At 61.5% G+C, this 18,593-nt stretch carries 14 protein-coding genes; 5 read left to right on the forward strand and 9 right to left on the reverse strand.

Annotated elements, in window-relative coordinates:
- Positions 1 to 71: 71 nt before the first annotated feature.
- Positions 72 to 851, reverse strand: a complete 780-nt coding sequence (locus N3C12_08520) for an IclR family transcriptional regulator (GenBank protein ID MCX8072480.1) — start codon at positions 849 to 851, stop codon at positions 72 to 74.
- Between the two features lie 135 nt (positions 852 to 986).
- On the opposite strand from N3C12_08520, the gene N3C12_08525 reads away from it, so the two are divergent.
- Complete coding sequence (locus tag N3C12_08525) at positions 987 to 1,724, forward strand: dienelactone hydrolase family protein (GenBank protein ID MCX8072481.1); 738 nt, start codon at positions 987 to 989, stop codon at positions 1,722 to 1,724.
- A 74-nt stretch (positions 1,725 to 1,798) separates the two neighbouring features.
- Positions 1,799 to 2,713 carry a methionyl-tRNA formyltransferase gene (locus N3C12_08530; GenBank protein ID MCX8072482.1) on the forward strand — a complete coding sequence of 305 codons (915 nt, stop codon included), beginning with the start codon at positions 1,799 to 1,801 and terminating at the stop codon, positions 2,711 to 2,713.
- Positions 2,714 to 2,793: 80 nt separating this feature from the next.
- Here N3C12_08530 and N3C12_08535 read toward each other — a convergent pair whose 3' ends face one another.
- Positions 2,794 to 3,300 (reverse strand): hypothetical protein, encoded by a 507-nt coding sequence (locus N3C12_08535; GenBank protein ID MCX8072483.1) that lies wholly within the window; start codon positions 3,298 to 3,300, stop codon positions 2,794 to 2,796.
- A 448-nt stretch (positions 3,301 to 3,748) separates the two neighbouring features.
- On the opposite strand from N3C12_08535, the gene N3C12_08540 reads away from it, so the two are divergent.
- A complete protein-coding gene (locus N3C12_08540; protein ID MCX8072484.1) occupies positions 3,749 to 5,320 on the forward strand; it encodes a sigma 54-interacting transcriptional regulator in 1,572 nt (523 codons plus the stop codon).
- Positions 5,320 to 9,045: an AAA family ATPase gene (locus tag N3C12_08545; protein ID MCX8072485.1), complete on the forward strand. Its 3,726-nt coding sequence runs from the start codon at positions 5,320 to 5,322 to the stop codon at positions 9,043 to 9,045. Before N3C12_08540 ends, N3C12_08545 begins: the two co-directional genes overlap by 1 nt.
- A gap of 157 nt (positions 9,046 to 9,202) precedes the next feature.
- Here the strand turns inward: N3C12_08545 and N3C12_08550 are convergent, their stop codons facing one another.
- Both N3C12_08550 and N3C12_08555 read right to left on the reverse strand, forming a co-directional pair.
- The gene (locus tag N3C12_08550; GenBank protein MCX8072486.1) at positions 9,203 to 10,102 is read right to left on the reverse strand and encodes a hypothetical protein; all 900 of its coding nucleotides are present in this window, start codon (positions 10,100 to 10,102) and stop codon (positions 9,203 to 9,205) included.
- Between the two features lie 209 nt (positions 10,103 to 10,311).
- Positions 10,312 to 10,971, reverse strand: a complete 660-nt coding sequence (locus tag N3C12_08555) for a hypothetical protein (protein ID MCX8072487.1) — start codon at positions 10,969 to 10,971, stop codon at positions 10,312 to 10,314.
- Between the two features lie 287 nt (positions 10,972 to 11,258).
- Here N3C12_08555 and N3C12_08560 point away from each other — a divergent pair, with 287 nt between their 5' ends.
- The gene (locus N3C12_08560) at positions 11,259 to 12,890 is read left to right on the forward strand and encodes a S8 family serine peptidase (GenBank protein MCX8072488.1); all 1,632 of its coding nucleotides are present in this window, start codon (positions 11,259 to 11,261) and stop codon (positions 12,888 to 12,890) included.
- A gap of 108 nt (positions 12,891 to 12,998) precedes the next feature.
- Here N3C12_08560 and gcvPB read toward each other — a convergent pair whose 3' ends face one another.
- The 5 genes from gcvPB to folD form a co-directional block, all read right to left on the reverse strand.
- Entirely contained in the window at positions 12,999 to 14,525 is a 1,527-nt protein-coding gene (gene gcvPB, locus N3C12_08565) for an aminomethyl-transferring glycine dehydrogenase subunit GcvPB (GenBank protein ID MCX8072489.1), read from the reverse strand.
- An 18-nt stretch (positions 14,526 to 14,543) separates the two neighbouring features.
- Entirely contained in the window at positions 14,544 to 15,878 is a 1,335-nt protein-coding gene (gene gcvPA, locus N3C12_08570; GenBank protein MCX8072490.1) for an aminomethyl-transferring glycine dehydrogenase subunit GcvPA, read from the reverse strand.
- A gap of 84 nt (positions 15,879 to 15,962) precedes the next feature.
- Positions 15,963 to 16,352: a glycine cleavage system protein GcvH gene (gene gcvH / locus N3C12_08575; protein ID MCX8072491.1), complete on the reverse strand. Its 390-nt coding sequence runs from the start codon at positions 16,350 to 16,352 to the stop codon at positions 15,963 to 15,965.
- Between the two features lie 12 nt (positions 16,353 to 16,364).
- On the reverse strand, positions 16,365 to 17,477 hold the full coding sequence (gcvT, locus tag N3C12_08580; GenBank protein ID MCX8072492.1) for a glycine cleavage system aminomethyltransferase GcvT: 1,113 nt from the start codon (positions 17,475 to 17,477) through the stop codon (positions 16,365 to 16,367).
- A 37-nt stretch (positions 17,478 to 17,514) separates the two neighbouring features.
- Positions 17,515 to 18,375: a bifunctional methylenetetrahydrofolate dehydrogenase/methenyltetrahydrofolate cyclohydrolase FolD gene (folD, locus tag N3C12_08585; protein MCX8072493.1), complete on the reverse strand. Its 861-nt coding sequence runs from the start codon at positions 18,373 to 18,375 to the stop codon at positions 17,515 to 17,517.
- Positions 18,376 to 18,593: the final 218 nt, after the last annotated feature.

The raw sequence follows: 18,593 nt of genomic DNA on the forward strand, positions 1-18,593 counted from the left end.
ATTGCGAAACTCCCACCCGGTACCATAGGGCTGGAAGTCGTTCAAGGAACTCACGGCGAGCGACGGCGAAGCTACTTCTTTGGCTCGAACCCCAGGCGGGCGGACAGCTCCTCACTCGCACGCGCAAGCAGCGGCACGATTTGTTCGCGCAAACGCTGCTCGGTCATCCGGTGAACTGGACCCAACAGGGCGAGAGCAGCGACAAAACAACCAGTGTAGTCCCGGACCGGCGTGGCTGCGGCAGTCACGTCTGCCACGTGCTCGCCTTCCTCCGTCGCAAAGCCCTGGGCGGCTACACGGTCAAGCTCCGCGAACAGCCGCTCTTTGTCCACAACCGTCTTCTCCGTGCACGGCTTCAGGGGCTCTGTCAATCCCTCGCGCAGGGATGTCTCGCCGAAGGCCAAGGCAACCTTTCCGATCGCAGAACAATGCAGCGGAATGGGTTCCCCCATCCGAGCCACCACCCGTACCGGTTGCTCCGCATGAGCAGCATCCAGCACCACGGCCATCCCGAGGCGCACAACCCCGATAACAGCCGTCTCTCCGGAGGCCTGTGCCAACTGTTGCAGCACTGGCCGCGCCGGCTTTAGCAGACCCACTTGGCTTAGGTACCGCTGACCGAGCGAAAGGCAACGAACCCCCAGCCGGTAGTTCTCGGTAAGCTTGTTTTGCTCGATGTATCCACGGGCCTCGAGGGTGGCCAGGATCCGAAAGACGTTGTTCTTGTGCAGCTTGAGGCGCTTGCTCAATTCCGTGACCCCCAGCTCCTCCTGGTTGCCGGCAAACTGCTCCAAGACGTCCAAGGCATGAGACACTGACTGGATCACGTAGTTGGTCTTGTCACGTCGCACTGTGAGCCTCCTTGCCGAGTGGCCGAGCGCGGTTTAGTAGTCGAGGGCCTGCAGTCTTGCAAACGGGGTTTTGCTGGGGTGTTGCATTGATCCGGGACCAGCCGTATACCCGCCCGCCAGTCGAGGAGGCAAGCGATGGAAGTGTCCGGAACGATGGTTTCTGTTGCTGTAAATGGCGAGGCGATGCCCGCCTATTTGGTCGAGCCGCGTGGAGCCGGACCGTACCCGGCAGTTGTCGTGGTGATGGAAGCGTTTGGCCTGAACGGGCACATCAAGAGGGTGGCGGAGCGCTTGGCCGCGGAGGGCTACGTCGTTTTGGCTCCTGACCTTTATCACCGGATCGCCCCCAACACAGTGGTGCCTTACGACAACGTTCCAGAGGCAATTCGGTTGCTAACCAGTTTACGCGATGACGATATCGTTCGTGACATGAATGCCGCCATCGGCTTTTTGCAGAAATTGCCCGAGGTGAAGCGCGATCGGATCGGTGTCACAGGGTTTTGCATGGGTGGGCGAGTGACCTTCCTCACCGCGTGTCGGAATCCAAATGTACGGGCTGCAGTGGCGTTTTACGGCGGCGGCATCGCCAGTGTCATGAATCCGAATGACCAAGGCTCCAAGGCACCCTTGGATTATGCGGAGCAGTTACGCGGGGCCATCTTGCTCTTCTTTGGCGAGGCGGACCCGTTGATTCCCATGGAAGACGTTCGCCGCATCGAGGCCCGACTCAAAGAGCTTGGAAAACAAGCCGACGTTGTGGTGTATCCGGGTGCCCCCCATGGCTTTTTCTGCGATGAGCGTGACTCCTACCGGCCCGACGCCGCTGCTGATGCATGGAAGCGCTTGCTCGAATTTTTCGCCCGTCACTTGTGAAGGCATAAAATTGCACGCGGCAGTTCCGATCCACAGCGCAGGGATGCCAGAGTTAGGTTAGGAGTAATCGACCGATGCGCATCATTCTCGTCGGGCAGGCGGCGTTTGCCGCCGAGGTGTTAGATCGACTTGTGAAAGGTGGTCACGAAGTTCTGGCCGTATACTGCCCTCCGGACGCTGCGCCAGACAAGCCAGACCCGGTGAAGGTGCGCGCGCTTGGGCTCGGGATACCGGTTCGCCAGTACCCCTCGCTCAAGAATCCAGCCGTGCGCGAGGAATGGAAGCAGCTTAATGCGGATCTCGCCGTGCTTGCGTACGTGACGCAAATTGTACCGCCCGAAGTCTTTTCCGTTCCCAAACAGGGCAGCATTTGTTTTCACCCATCGTTGCTGCCGAAGTATCGCGGCGGCAGCGCAATCCCGTGGCAAATCATCAAAGGCGAGACAAAAACTGGTGTCACTGTGTTTTGGGTCGATCCAGGAATCGACACTGGCCCGATCCTGTTGCAGAAAGAGGCAACCATTGACCCGGACGACACTGCGGCGTCCCTGTACTTCAACAAGTTGTTCCCCTTGGGGGTGGACGCCGTCGTTGAGGCGGTGCGTTTGATTGATCGCGGCGTAGCTCCGCGCGTGCCGCAGGATGAGTCGCAGGCCACCTACGATCCGCTTTGTCGCGACGAGCATGCCGCTGTCGATTGGTCGAAGCCCGTCGGCGAGGTCTATAACTTAATTCGTGGCTGCGATCCCCAGCCCGGGGCCTACAGCTTGCTGAACGGCGAAAAGTTGCGCTTTTTCGATGCTCGGAAAGTTGAAGGTAGTTCCGGGGACCCGCCTGGGACCGTGATCGAGGTAGGGCCGGACGGTCTCAAGGTTGCGGCGAACGGTGGCTCCATCATCGTGAGGAAACTGCGATTCGGAAGCGGGCAGAAACGGCCGGCACAGGAAGTCGCGCGCGAGCTGGGTCTCGTTGCGGGTCACAAATTTTAGCCAAGCCAAAAATAAAGCCACGCCGAGCATGATGCTCGACGTGGCTTGAGTTGCAGTGGTGCTTTGCGCGGCGCGAGGGGTTAGTTGATGCTTGGCATTAGTCCGGAGTGGCGGCTGCAGACCGGTTGCGCCAGAACACGCGCCTTCGCGCGGTCAAACTGGCTCTCGCACCGGTCGTTGCAGCGCGAGCTGTCAAAGGTGTCTGAGTTTTGCGCCAAGCGGTTGCAGCGCAAGTAGCATTTCACCTGCTTCCAAGCCGCTTTCAGAAGTTGCAAATCGCAAATGCCGTTGTTGGCAGCCGAGCCGCTCGTTTGCCCCGTACAGATAGGCGATGCGGACAAGACCGAGATTTTGCGGGTGAACCGCTCGTCACAGCGGGTTTGACACGCTTGCACCCGCTCCGGCGGGCGTTGCCCGCAGCGTACGCTACAACGGGCGTGGTTGACCTGCGCGCTGAGCTTGGCGGCCTGGCAGCCCAGTGGTTCGGCTGCGCTGGCCGCGGTGGCAACCGCAACCAGTGCGGCGGCAACGAGCGCTCCGGTCGACAGGGTTCTGATGCGGTGAACTGGGGTCGTGGCTGGTTTCATTGGCTCTCTCCTTCTCCTCGATTGTTCTGGGTCGTTGGGCTCGCCTTGCATCTCGTCTGGCCAGTGAGTGTTTGCTCGGTGGGAGCCGGTTGCGATGCTCGAACATGAATCAACTATCGTGCCAACGAAACTTGGGAGTGCTGCCTCGCTGGCGACTGATCACCTGGTGCACGGAGGAGATGATTCAATGAATCTCGCCAGCGGTTGTCTCTATTTTGCTCCGCCTTCGGTTCGCTTGTGGCCGAATTGGAGGAGTATTGCTTCCGGGTGAATTACTGCGGGAGCCGCGGCCGGCCTGCAATTTTAGGCTTGTGGCAACGACTTTCGAGTTTCCGTGGGGTTTTCCTGTTCGCAGTCCGTGCGCGGCCTTGAGGTTGGTGTTGGCCCTACAGATATTGTTCGCGTTTCTCTTGTGGCCGCGGAACAATCGGCGTAGGATGCACGACGTATGAATCTGACGGGCAGCGAGGAGCTGGCCCATGTCCGACGCGAACGCGACCTTTATCTACGGTTGCTCGAACTTGGGCGCGAGACGGCCATAGAACCCTTTTTGCAAGAGGCATTGCTGTTGCTCGTCGGAATGACCGGCGCGCGGCAAGGTTACTTGGAACTCGTGGACCGCACGGATGCCAGCGCGCAAGCCGAGTGTGTGTGGTTCCGTGCCCATGGCTTCTCCACCGTCGAGATCGAGCAGGTGCGTGTGTTGGTATCCCGCGGGATCATTGCCGAAGTGCTGGCCTCGGGTAAAGCGGTGTTAACTCCGGCGGCGGTTTTCGATCCACGGTTCAACCAAAGGGCCAGCGTGTCCTCGGCACAAATTGGCGCAGTGTGTTGCGCTCCGATTGGCACCGATCCCACTGTTGGGGTGGTGTACCTCCAGGGTGGGGATTATTTGCCGATGTTGTCTGACGACTGCTGCCATGCGGTGGAGACTGTGGCCCGCTTGCTTGCCCCTTTGGCGCAGCGCATTCTTCAAGGCTACCGGGACGCCAAAATTGGTGATCCGACTGCCGCTAGTCGTACCAAGCTGACTCTTCCGGGAGTCATCGGCCGCTCGCAAGCCCTCGCGCGGGTTTTGCAACAGGCACAAATGGTGGCACCATTAGATGTGACCGTGCTGCTCACTGGTGAGTCGGGAACAGGCAAAAGCCAATTGGCACACATCATTCATGCGAACGGTCCGCGTGCTGACGCCCCGTTTGTGGAGCTGAATTGTGCCGCGTTGCCGGAAACCTTGGTCGAAAGCGAACTCTTTGGGGCCGTACCTGGTGCCCATTCGACCGCAAATCGCGCCATCCAAGGCAAAGTGGCAGCGGCCGAGGGAGGAACGCTGTTGCTGGACGAAGTTGGCGATCTGCCGTTCAGCGCGCAAGGGAAACTTCTCCACCTGCTACAAACCCGCGAGTACTATCCGCTGGGCAGTGCCCGTCCGGCTCGGGCGAATGTGCGTATCATTGCAGCAACCAACATGGATTTGCGGCAAGCAGTTGCTGATCGCCGGTTTCGCGAGGATTTGTTTTACCGCCTGGAGGTCATGCCGATTGGGCTTCCAAGCTTGGCCGAGCGCCGCGAGGATATTGCGGAACTGGCCGCGTATTTTTGCACCGAGGCTTGTCAGCGACATCAGCTCGGGGACTTGTGCTTGTCAGCGACGGCAGTGCGGAGGCTCGAGCTAGCCGAGTGGCCCGGCAATATTCGCCAGCTCGCTAACGTAGTAGAAGCCGCGGTTATTCGCGCGGTGAGCGAGGGCAGTTCCGCGGTGGAGGTGCTCCATTTGTTCCCCGATGCTTCCGCCTGCGCGGAAATCGAAACGCCGGGAAGCGACACCGAAGCGGCTTCTCTCTGGCAGGGCTCGTTTCATCAGGCCACGCGCGAATTTCAAACGGAATTGTTGCGCCGTACCTTGAAGGCCACCGGATGGAACGTGACCGAGGCAGCTCGCCGTCTGGATCTGGCGCGCTCACATGTCCATCGACTGATCCGCCATTTCGGTCTCACCGAAGAAGCGCAGGGCTCTTGATGAGCCCGCATAGAGTAGCCTGGTTTGAGTCGGAGGAAGGCCGATTCCAAATTCGTGGCGTTGTCGGGCGCGGCGCGTACAGTGTGGTATACCGGGCTTACGACCGCGAAACACGCACAGAGGTTGCACTCAAGGTTTTGGAAGGATGGAACCCCCAGGAGCTCTATCGCCTCAAACGTGAGTTCCGCCTGCTGCGCTCATTGCGTCACCCGTCTTTAGTAGAGTTTTACGAATTATTTTCGAGCCCGAGCCGGGGAACGTTCTTCTCGATGGAATTCGTCGATGGGGCTCCGCTTTTGGGCGAGAGTACGGCAGCGTCAGCTCCGGGTCCATCGCCGACCAGCCGGCCTCTGGATCCTAGCGCTTGTGCAGAGCTGCTGGCGGCTGCCCGCGAGCTCGTTGATGCTTTAAACCTAGTGCACGCCGCGGGCATCGTGCATCGCGATGTCAAACCGAGCAATATTCTTAAGCGGCTCGCCGGCGGTGTTGTGCTCCTCGACTTTGGCCTAGCCGCCCACCGTGATCCTGACGGCATCGACACCTTGGTCGAGCGTGGCTTGGCAGGAACATGGGTGTACATGGCTCCCGAAGCGATCTTGGGGCGAGCTGCCACTCCAGCATGCGATTGGTACAGCCTGGCGGTTTTGTTGTTCGAGGCAATTACTGGACAGCCCGCGTTTGCCGGAACGGCTGCGGAAGTTTGGCAAGCAAAGCAGCGGGGCCTGATCCCCTCCTGTCTGCGTTTGGCGGGACGCGTACCGGAAGGCATTGCTGAAGTCATTGTGGCCTCACTCGATCCAGATCCAAACTCTCGGCCAGACGGGGCAAGCTGGAGCCGTGCGTTGGCGGAGGCTGATCGTAGCCCGACTGCCGGTTTAACGCCCTTTACTGGCGCAGCGGCCACCGCAACTTCGAATCGGCTGTTTGTTGGCCGCGCGGCTGAGCTCGACGAGCTTGCTGATGCCTACCGGCAAGCGGTTCGAGGGCATACCGTAATCGCGCGCATTAGCGGTCCCGGCGGGATCGGCAAAACCGAACTCGTGCGGCAGTTCCTGGGCGAGATTCCGCTCGCTGAATCACCCCTGATCCTTCGAGCCCGTTGCCATTGGCAGGAGTCCGTGCCGTTCAACGCCGTAGACGGAATTGTGGACGAGCTGGCACTTTGGCTTCGGGCGCACGATCCGGGCCTGCTCGGAGAACTGACAGAATTCCAGCAGGATTGCCTCGCGCGGATGTTTCCGGTGCTTGGTCCCGATGCACCACAGTTGTCGGAAAAGCCGCAGGTGCAGCTTCACCCCGCCGAGGTGCGGCGCGTTGCCTTCGAAGCAATGCGGCTCCTCTTCGCGCACCTTGCGACCGTGCGACCGCTCGTGCTGTGGATTGACGACGGGCAATGGGCCGACGCGGACAGCGCGGCGCTACTGAGCGCGGTGTTTCGGTCGCCGGATGCACCGCGTGCCTTGATCCTCGTTTGCCAGCGCTCGGAACAAGCCGATGAGGTGCTTCCCCTGCTCGACGACGCCTCCGCACGCGCCTGGGCGGAGCTCGTGCGGCAAGTGCCTGTGGGTCCATTGTCGGCGGATGCCGCAAGGGAGCTTGCGCTGGGCTGCTCTCCGAAACTTGCGGAGAATTCCTTCGAAGCTGATCAGATCCTGAGAGAAGCGGAAGGGTCGCCGTTGCTGATTGCGCAACTCGCGCAGCACGTGGGAAGGTCTGCGATGAGCTCACCATCGCCCTCATTGGCGCTACCGCAGGTGGTGGGTGTGCGTGTCGATAGCTTACCAGCGGCCGCGCGGCGAATTCTGGACCTGGCGGCCGTGGCTGTGCGTCCGATCAATTCGAGCTTGCTGTTGCGCGTGGCCGGGCTTGGCGAAGGCGGGCGGCGGTTCGTGTCGTTGCTGGACGCAGTCCGCTTACTTCAGAGTACCCGCGTAGGTGGCGAGGTGTGTGTAGAGCCGTACCACCAGCGCATTGGCGATGCGGTTCGCTCGCGTTTGTCCAGAGCAGAATTGGAGAGATGCCACGCGCTGTTGGCTGAACATTTGGCTACCGAGTCTGTGGTCGAAGAGGAGCGTGTGTTCTACCACTGGCGCGCGGGTGGCCGTCTGACCGAAGCGACAGAGTGGGCCCTGTTGGCTGCGGAGCGAGCTGGCCGGCAACTCGCTTTCGAAAAAGCGGTGGAGCTTTACACAGAAGCCCTGGCATTGGGTTGTGTCAGAGGCGCAGAACAGCGTGCCAACGTGGAACGCAAGCGTGCGGAGATGCTTGCGAACGCTGGTCGCGGAGCCGCCGCCGCGCCGATCTTTTTGGCGTTGGCAGAGCAGGCGAGCGACGCCGCGTTTGCGCACGACCTGCGCCGCCGCGCAGCGGAAGAATACTTGATGAGCGGCCACCTGCGGGAGGGCACAGCGGCATTGCGCGCTGTGCTGCAGCGCGTGGGTGTGAACATGCCTGCGTCCCCCGCCGGCGCGTTGGTGCGCTCCCTGTTGTGGCTCTTGCCGCTCTGGCTCGCAGAGAGGCGGGCGCGGCGGGGAGGGCACAAAGCCGTGCTTCCGGAAGCGGATGCGCGATGTGACGCGTGCCACTCTGCCGCCAAGGGTTTGTCGTTTGTGGACCCACCGCGAGGGCTCTACTTTTCTATGCACGCGCTGCGCTGGGCGTTGGCTGCTGGAGGGCCCCGGCGCATGGCGCGTGGACTGTCGTTCGTCGGCAGCAATCTCTTGCCCATGGGAGGATTCTTTGCGCGTTGGTCAAGCCACATGATCGAGCGGGCGGGAGCCCTGGCTCGGATGAGCGACGAGCCTTACCTCGAAGCTACGACCGCATTAGCGATTGCCCAAATGCGCATGATGGAGTGCCGCTGGGCAGAGATGTTGACCCTCTGTGAGCGCGCGCGTGCAATATTCCGGGAGCAGTGTCCGGGCTCAGCCTGGGAAGTCAGTGTGGCAACGATGGCCGCGCTGCGTGCCTTGGAAGAGTTGGGCCATTTGCCCGAACTCCACCGGCAGGCGGTCGCCATGATTCAAGAGGCCGAGCGCACCGGCAACCTTTATGCTGAGGTTACGGGTCTTTTAAACGAGGGCTTTTGCCTATTGGCTCAGGGCGACCCGGTGGAAGCGTGGCGCCTCGCTGACGAGAGCAGCCGGCGGTGGAAAACAGAGGGGTTTCACGTCCAGCACTTTTACGCTGCCCGGCTGAAAAGCCTCTGTGCCCTCTACGAAGGGCACACAGATGAAGCTGTGCGCAGCTTCGCCGCGCCTTGGCGAGCGATGCAACAGAGCGGCCTCTTGCGGCACACGATCTACCGAATCGATGCGTTAACCTTGCGCGCCCGCCTCTTGTTGGCAGAGTTGGCGCACGAGCAGAAACGCAGCGCGCGTGCTCGCCATCGGGTGGAGCGCGTGGTCAACAAGCTCGCCCAGGAGGGCCGCGTGGATAGCAGCGCTTGGTCGCTCGTGTTGCGCGCTACCTTGGCGAACTGGACCGACGAGGGGGAGCGGGCTCTGGAATGGCTCACGGCAGCCCAACAAAAGTTCGAGTCGGCCAGTATGAGCGTGGGAGCAGCCATTGGTGGCTACGGCGCTGCCCAGAAGTGCGCGGCTCCGGTGGCAGAAAAACTCAGGCAGCAGTCTTCAGCGTTGTTTTCCACAGCCAACATCGCTTCTCCTCGCCGCTTCGTGCATATGCTCGCTCCTGGCCTTTGCGGAGATGGGCTCGACGGTTGATTCAGCGATGACGCACCGGGGTGCAGGGACGGACGGAAATCGGCAGTACCCATTCGTAGGAGCGGAAAACTGGATGCTTGCCGGCACCTGAGCGGCTGTACTCCGTTAACCGTGTTCGGCTCGTTGCCCCTGCACACCGAGCTGCAGCTCAACCCACTCACGCCGGACTCGTGTCGGGGCTGTTTTGCCCAGAGCGTGGGCTGCGCGCGCCGAGGTAGAGTTTTGCGGTCAGCGGGTGGTTGCCGTGCACGACAACCTTGAGGTGACTCAAGTAGGGCCTACCGACGTGCACATCGTCAGGATCGTCCCCGAGTGGTTGGTGAACCCAGTGCTGAGCAGCCTCAGCACAGCGCTGGTGGCATAGCCCATCGCGGACCAAAGCAGCCAGCAAGTCCAGCCAATCTCCCGCTGCAGGCGGCAGCAGTGTGAGGCCGATGCGTGGGGAAACGGTGTGCGCAACATCCATGTCGAGTTGCGCTCGCTGGGCTCCCGAGCCGAAGCAGGTCACGCGCGCGTAACGCTCGATCAGCGCGGCAATCGCGGCCGTGTTTGCCCCCGGTGCAACGCGCTGCAGATAGCCGGGTGCTGCTGAAGCCGGGAGGAGAAGCGACACGCGATGGCCGGCCGCAGGCCGGCTTGTTAGAACACCCGCGTGTGCCCACACGCCGCCCTCAGGCAATTCCTGCCACACGCGGGCGAGCTGCGATGCCTCCTCAGCGGTTGCCCGGCGGCCGAGCAGACTCAAAAGCCGTAAGATGAACTGGAACCCCGGAACCGCGAAGGCGTTCTGCCGGAGTGCAGGCTCAAGTTCGGCAAGGGGCCAGTCGAGGGCAAGGAACACGCCGGGCTGTGCCTCCCAGTTCCGGCCCCGATCGAATTCGAGAAACAAGAACGGCACTCGTGCACGGAGCGCGGTCTGGTCGCGTTGCAACCACAGTAGGATAAAGGCGCTCAGACGCCGCCAGCACGCAAATCGGAGAGCGAGTCGATGCAGTTGCAGGTTCGCCCCCGTTGGGAGAAGTGTGCGCGTAGCCGGCGCCTGGGGTGTAACTGCCATGCCGACCGCGTAAAGCGTCCCTGGTCTCTCCAAGCCGCATTCAAGTCCGACGTCCTCACTGCACGCCGGCAATCGCTGCAGGAAACGCCGGATCTCCGGTTTGCGCCGCGAGCTGCAGAGTGCGCTTGGGACTTTGGCGACCCAAGCCAGCGGGTCGGCCATCGTTGTGCTTTACGCCTGCGTGAGAAGGCGGAAGGGCTTCGAGCGCATCAGAGCGAAAACTGGGTTTGCGCCACGGGCGAGTCGATCGTAAAGTCCCAGCCGTTGCCTAGTGCAATCTTGACCACTGCGTGGTACGACCCAGGAGGAAGGGACAAAGGACTCACCACAATCTTCCCGCCGCGGAATGTGGAGCCGGGCTCGGGGTCGCGTCGGACTTGATACACAGGACTCCCAGAAGCGGCGGCGCGCACTTCTACCGTCGTGCGTCCTGGGAGGAATCCCTCGCCATAGATTTCAAGGCTTGTGGGTCCGGCAGCACTGGGTTTGCGCACCACCACGGCTTCGATCTGACACACGGGGTCGGGGTAGCTGGCGACGATCGCTTGAGGAGCAGAAAAACCCTTTTCGTATTCTGTATCCTCGTTCGGATCCCAGTCCCAGCGCGAGTACTCGTAGAGCCAAAGTACGTAGTCGCGAATGTCTTCTGCATTGCCGCGCAACGTGGGATCTGTGCCAATAAGATCGTTGAGGACTTGGAGGCTGATCGGGCCTTTCCGCAGTTGTAAGAAGGCATCGAGCTCCGCTGGCGACAACTTGGAGAGATCCGCTCCAGGGTCGAGGTTGAACTGCTTGCGGTTGGTCAGCCCGCTGGCATGCGGGTTCGCGGTAAGCTTGGTGACGAGCAGTGCGAGTGGGGTGAGGGGCATCGGGTCCATCCTTTCCGGGGAATTTGCTTCTGCGTTGCAGCTATCACGCCGAGCTTGTGGCCTACAACAGAACGCCTGTGTTTTTTCCCCGCGTTGCCACTCTTGCTCCGCCTAGAAGGCACGCCAATGGGAGAGGGCAAAAAACCCGCTCGGTCCTTGCCGCCGGGCTGCCATCCGTCCTACAAGAACATTCGAGTGGACGATCTTGCGCTCTTTCCTCGCGATTTCGAATAGCACCACCGAGTAGGGACGGTATGAGCGGGTCGCGCCACCGGAAAGGAGCGCACATGAGCCACCCTTTATGCGGCGTGGCTGCGGCCACCCTCGTTGTTGTGAGGGTTGCGGCCTGCGTCCTAAGTGCCGGGGGTGCGATAGCGGTGGCTACGGTGACGCCCACGCCGCAGCTTGGGAGCGGTGGCGCGAGCTTTAGTCAGGCGGAAACGACCTCGCCAACCGCCACACCAACTTGCAGTTGTCCGGTTCGCTGCCGCTGCGCCGAGGATCAGCCCTACGGTGTAGGTTTGCGTCAAATCTTGCCGCCGCTCGACGCCGCCACACTGATTGGCCAAGGCAGCAGAAACTCCCCCGCGCGCTTCGGGGACCCGGGCCGAGTGGCGACGGACCAGGCGCCGGCCGTAGCCGAAGGAGAATGCCCGCAGAACCTGCCATCTACTCCCACACCCCTACCGGGCGCGGCATGGAACCTCATACAGATCGGGGCCGAGCCAGCGTGGAGGGCACTGGGCTGGCCACAGACAGCGATGGCGCAGCACAAGGTGTACGTCGCTGTGGTGGATACCGGAGTCGACACATCGCACCCCGATTTGTCGGGCCGCATCGCACCTTGGCAGATAAGCTTTGCCGAATTGCAGCCGAGCGATGATGTTAGCTCCGATTCCGCGCACGGCACTGCGATGAGCAGCATCATTGCTGCACGCGGAGACAACGGCGAGGTGGGGATCCACGGGATCATGTGGGGTACACAGGTGATCCCTTGCAAGGTTGGCGGCGGAAACAATGGCACCCTGCCCAAGGCCCTCGCGTGTCTCGCGTGGTTGGAAAAGCTAATGGACGAGCAGCGCGTGCCCATTGTCGCAGTGAATTTTTCGTTTGGTTCCGACTGCTGCGATTGCGAGATGGAGCGCGCCGTGGCACGACTGCGCGACCGCGGTGTGTTGTTCGTTGCCTCGGCCGGCAACGGGAGGAAAAACGCCGATGCTGCGGAGAGCTGCCCCTTCTACCCCGCAAGCTACCCGCTGTCGAATGTCGTGGCGGTAACCGGTTCCGACAGTTACGGAAACGTGTTGTACCGCTACGGTAAGCGGCGCGTGCACGTGGCGGCTCCCGGGATAGCCATTCCCGTTCTCACTCCCGGGGGCGGGCGGAGCGTCATACCTGGCGGGAGTTCTCCGGCGGCAGCACATGCGACGGGTCTGGTCGCGTTGCTCTATGCGCAGAACCCAAGTCGCACTTGGATGCAGGTGCGCAATTTATTATTGAGCAGTGGTCCGCTCGTAACGTGTGCGAATCAGCCGATTTGTGCGTTAGTTACGGGCCGCCGTGTACAAGCATGGGGTGCAGATGGCCACGGTGCGCTGAGTTGTAGGCAGCAAATTGTGGTCCGCCGCCTGCTCCCCGTCGATGACAATATCGTTGCGCGGCCTGGCGACACGTTGGATTTGCGCGTACTCAGCATCAACTGCGCAGAGCCGCTTGCTCTCAGCGACATTGAGGTACAAAGAGCCAGCGGCTTCATTGGATCTGTTGCCCGGCTCAACTTTCGTGACGATGGGTTGCCGCCGGACGAGGTCGCTGGGGATGGCGAGTTCCATGCGAGGTGGGCGATAGCGGGTCCGCCGAACCGAGATTACGTCGTAACGATTGGTGGCGAGAGCTTGCGAATTCACGTGGTCCCCTAATGGAACGTTGGAGCCGTGCGTGGGGCCAGGTTAGGTTGAGTTCGTCGAACGCCTTCCGAGCGCACTGTGGAAGCTGTCGGCAACTCAGCGGGCGGGTGGTGCTCGGAATCAGTTGGCTTCCTTCTGTTCAGAAGAAGCGGGCGGGTTGCCGATTGCGGCAGGTGCGTTGCGTGGCCACCAGCGTAGCACCGGGCGCCGCGCGGCGCGTGCTTCGTCAATGCGCCCGACTGGCGTGTGCACAGGAGCTGCCTTGAGCGTCTCGGGTGTCTCGCGCGCCTCGCGTGCGATTTGCAGCATCGCTTCGATGAAAGCGTCGAGGGTTTCCTTGCTCTCGGTTTCCGTTGGTTCAATCATCAAAGCCCCCGGCACAACGAGCGGAAAGTAAATGGTGGGTGCATAAAAGCCGAGATCGAGCAAGCGCTTGGCGACATCGAGGGTTTTGACCCCCGTGCCCTCAAAGCCTTTGTCGCTGAACACGCACTCGTGCATGCACACCCCGGGGAAGGCCAAGTGATAAGCCTCGGACAATCGCACCCGCAGGTAGTTGGCGGCCAGCACGGCCAGGCGGCTGACCTGTGCGAGCCCGTCTCCGCCGAGTGCCAGCATATAGGCCAGGGCGCGCACGTGCATGCCGAAATTGCCGTGAAACGTACGCACCCGGCCAATCGACTTAGGGAAGTCCTCGCTCCACCGCCATCCATCCGCCGCGCGGACCACGCGAGGGATCGGGAGATAGGGTTCGAGCGCTGCGGCGACGGCCACGGGGCCCGCACCTGGGCCGCCTCCTCCGTGGGGAGTGGAAAATGTCTTGTGCAAATTGATTTGCATGACATCCGCGCCCATGTGCGCCGGCTTCGCCACTCCGAGGAGTGCATTCAGATTGGCCCCGTCAAGATAAACGAGCCCGCCCTGTTCATGCACGATTTGGGCAATTTGGACGATCTCCCGTTCAAATAGCCCTAGGGTGTTCGGATTCGTGATCATCAGGGCGGCCACCTCGCGATCCATCGCTTTACGCACCGCAGTTGGCTCGATGAGGCCAATTTGGTTCCCCTCGAGAGTTACGGTCGTGTAGCCGCAGAGAGCAGCACTGGCGGGGTTCGTGCCGTGCGCGCTGGCAGGAATGAGCACCTTTTGCCGGGGATTCCCGCGATCGCGGTGAAACGCCCGGATCATTTTCATCCCGGTGAGCTCGCCCTGGGCGCCCGCGGCAGGTTGAAGCGTGACCGCCGCCATACCGGTAACCTCAGCAAGCCACTGCTCGAGCTCGTACAGAAGCTCCAGGGCGCCTTGTGCAAGTTCATCGGGCGTGAGCGGATGCAGGTGCGCAAACCCTGGGAGGCGGGCAAAGCCCTCATTCGCCACCGGATTGTACTTCATCGTACACGAGCCCAACGGATAAAAGGTGGTCGCCGCCCCGTAGTTCCATTGCGAAAGCCGCAAGAAATGCCGCAGAACCTCGGGCTCCGATACCTCCGGAAATCCTTTGATTGGACCCCGAATCAATTGGCGTGGAAGGAATCGCTCTGCTTCTGGGGTCGAGGCCGGTAGATCGATGCCGCACTGCCCGGCACGGCTGCGTTCGAAAATGAGGGGTTCGTCGAGAAGCAAGCCTTCTTGCTTATGTCCGCGCATAGCCTGCCTCAGACCCTGCTATCCGAGCGCCGCGACTAAATCTTCGATCGCTTGAGCGCTCGCTAGCTCCGTAACGCACAGCAGCAGCGCGCCTGGACACTCAGGATACCAGCGCCAAAGGGGTACTCCCGGAAGGAGATTTTGTGCCAGGGCGCGCTGGTAGCGAGCCGAGGCTTGCGGGTGGTGCACGACGAACTCGTTGAAAAAGGGAGCGGAAAACCGTCGTTGCCAACCGCGTTGCTCGAGTGCATCGGCCACGGCATGGGCGCGCGCCAGGTTGGTTTGCGCGAGCTCTCGTAGCCCACGCTTCCCTAGCAACGATAAATGAACGGCGAACGCCAACGCCATAAGCCCGTGATTCGTGCAAATGTTCGATGTTGCTCGTTCTCGCCGAATATGTTGCTCGCGCGTGGCCAACGTGAGCACGAAGGCCCGTCTGCCTGCACTGTCGACGGATTCACCTACTAAGCGTCCGGGCATCATGCGCACGAAGTCGAAGCGCGTCGCGAACAACCCCACACCGGGACCGCCGTATGAGAGTGGGATCCCGAAGCTTTGCCCTTCTCCCACGGCAATGTCCACACCGAACTCTCCCGGCGGCCGCACAATGCCGAGAGCCAGGGCTTCTGCTGTCGCCGTAATCGCCAGCGCCCCAGAGGAGTGCACGGTGGCAACAAGCGCGTCTAAATCTTCGATAATTCCGAAGAAATTAGGGTAACCGAGCACCACCGCCGCTACATCCTCGCCAATTTGCGACTCGAGAGCCTCGACATTCGTTGTCCCCTGAGGTGCAAACGGTACCTCTTCGAGATGACAACCGGCATGTCCGTCGAGGTAAGTCTGAATCACTTGTCGGTACTGGGGATGGAGATTGCGAGCGACGAGCACGCGATTGCGGCCAGTACGCAAACGCAAAGCCATGAGGACTGCCTCCGCGGTTGCCGATGCGCCGTCGTACATGCTGGCGTTGGCTACCTCCATGCCGAACAGCATGGCCACTAGCGTCTGGAATTCGTACGTCGCCTGCAGCGTGCCTTGGCTGACCTCTGGCTGGTACGGCGTGTAGGCGGAGTAAAACTCCGCGCGCTGAAGGATGTGGTCGACCACTGCGGGAACGAAGTGCGCATAAGCACCCGCACCGAGAAAGCAGCGGTCCACTGCAACGAAGTTGCGACTGGCGAGCTCTTCGAAGCGCGAGCGCAAGTCAATTTCGTTTAAGCCCGGTGGCAGCGAGAGTTTTGCGCGCTCGCGTAGCTCGGCAGGGATGTCGTGGAACAGTTCTTCCACGTTTGCCACCCCGATGGTGTCGAGCATTGCTTGGATGTCCGCAGGTGTGTGGGGGAAAAAACGCAAGGTTTGGCACTCCGTTCAAGAGCGCTGGGCCGAGGCGGCGCAGCGCTCTCGCGTGAATTGACCCTGCCGGGGGTAGAGCAACGTTCACTCTTTGAGTTCGGCGACGTAGCGCTCGTATTCCTCGGCAGTCATGAGCTCCTCGAGCTCCGCTGGATCACTCATTTCAATCTTGAGCATCCAGCCGTCGCCATAAGGATCCTCGTTCAGGAGCTCGGGATTATTCGGCAAGTCGTCATTCACTTCGATCACGCACCCACTCACGGGCGCGTACACATCGGAGACGGTTTTCACCGACTCGACCACACCAAAAGCATCTTCTTTGCTGACTTTTTCACCGACCTCGGGAAGCTCGACATAGACGATTTCGCCCAGTTGCTCTTGGGCGTAGTCGGTGATGCCCACGGTTGCCACGTTCCCTTCGACGAGCACCCACTCGTGCTCTTTTGAGTACCGCAGGTCTTCGGGGAACTCCATCGCCAAACCTCCTTAACGATCCGGTCGCACGAACGGCCGGGCCACAATCTCTGCAGGCACCAACCGCTCGCGAATTTCTATCTGCACGCGATTGCCCACCTCAGCTTCGGCGCTCGCCACATAGCCAAGGCCGATTCCTGTGCCAAGCACAGGAGATTTGCAACCACTGGTCACCACCCCAATTCTGCTGCCGTCTTTCACGATCTTATATCCCTGCCGCGGAATACCAGGCTCGGTCAATAGAAGCGCAACCAGCTTGCGAGCCACGCCGCAAGCTTTCTGCCTGCACAAGACATCCTTGCCGACGAATTCATGCTTCTCGCAGCGCACGGCCCATTGCAACTGTGCTTCGATCGGAGTGGTGGTCTCATCGATCTCGTGGCCATAGAGGGGAAGCCCAGCTTCAATACGCAAAGTGTCACGCGCACCGAGCCCGCAAGGGAGCAGCCCGAGTGGGCCGCCACAATCCAGCAACGCATCCCAAATGGCGGGTGCATCGTCCCACGAGCAGAAGATTTCCCATCCATCCTCGCCCGTGTAGCCACTACGGGAGCAGAAGGCTGGTTTGCCGGCGGGCGCGATCGTAACGCAGCCGTAGCGTGGAGTCTGTGCAAGTGTCGTATTCCCTGCCACCGCGGAGAGAATGCTGGTTGCACGCGGGCCTTGCAATGCAAGCAAGGCATACTCCCGACTGCGATCGACAACCGAGGTGATTGCGGCGGCGTGCTCTTGGAGCCAGCGGACGTCTTTCTCGGTGTTGATGGCGTTGACGCAAAGGAGAAAGCGATCGATCTCGAGCCGGTAAACCACGAGGTCGTCGATGACTCCACCGCTAGGAAGGCAAAGGAGCGAATACTGCCCCCGGCCAGGTTGGAGCCGCTCGGCATCGTTCGTTGCCAGACGTTGTACGGCCGCCAGAGCGTGAGCGCCGCAAAGCTCGATCTCACCCATGTGGCTGACATCGAACAGGCCAGCCGTTTGCCGCACCGCGAGGTGCTCTTCGGTGACGCTGCGATACTGGAGCGGCATCTCCCAGCCCGCAAAGGCAATAAAGCGAGCCCGGAGCGCGCGGTGGCGTTCGTGGAGCGGTGAGCGCGCAAGGCTCGTATTCTCGCGTACGGTCATGAGTCGAGTGAGGTGGCCGTATCGAAGCCCCGGAGTGTTAGAGTGTCCCCTCTGCTTGCCACTTTGCCGCTTGCACGGTGTTGCGCAGCAACATGGCGACGGTCATGGGTCCCACCCCACCGGGAACGGGGGTGATGAAGGCTGCGCGGGCGGATGCAGAGGAGAAGTCGACATCGCCCACCAAGGTTCCGTCGGGCAGGCGGTTGATGCCGACGTCGATGACCACGGCGCCCATGCGCACCCAGTCGCCGCGGACAAGACCCGGCCGCCCAGTGGCGACCACTAGGACTTCAGCCCCTTGGACGACGCGCGCCAAGTCGCGCGTGCGTGAGTGGCAAAGGGTGACGGTGGCGTCGCGCTCGAGCAGAAGCAAAGCCGTGGGCTTCCCGACGAGTGTGCTGCGGCCAACGACCACCGCGTGTGCTCCCGTGAGCGAGACCCGCGTGCGGTCTAGCAAAGCCATGACTCCAAGCGGCGTACACGGGCGCAGCCCTGGAAGCCCTTGTAAAAGTCTTCCTTGGTTGACGGGATGAAGCCCATCGACGTCTTTACGCGGATCCAGGGCGCCAATCACTGTTTGCGGCGGCAGGTGGGCGGGGAGCGGCAGTTGCACGAGAATGCCGTGGACATCCGCCCGCTCGTTGAGCTCGCCGATTAAGGCGAGCAATTCGTCGAGCGTAGTGTGTTCGTGGAGTTCGTAGGGAAACGAAGCAATGCCCACCTCCGCGCACGCGCGTCGTTTGCTCCGCACGTAAGTGGCGGAAGCGGGATCCGAGCCCACCAAAACAGTGGCAAGTCCCGGCGGCATGCCATGGTGGCTTTCGAACTCCAGCACTTGCTGCCGAACTTGTTCCCGCACCTCTTGGGCAGCGGCCTTTCCGTCGATGAGCTCTGCCATTGTGCCCGGCCATAGTGAAAGTGCCGGAGCGAGTAAAGCGGCGCAGTGGGCTCTTCGCGCTGGAGCGCGAGATTGGGCCTCGCACAGCGACGTTGCTGCAAGTGCGGGCCGCCGGCGGAAATTGCGGGTGGTCTCCTCGAGGTCGCCGCGTGACGATGAGCCGTTGCAGTTCCTTTAGGGTCGTGGAGTATCTTGCTAGCTCGGCGCCCAGGTTTCGG

Source organism: Candidatus Binatia bacterium (assembly GCA_026415395.1).
Classification (GTDB): Bacteria; Desulfobacterota; Binatia; order HRBIN30; family HRBIN30; genus HRBIN30.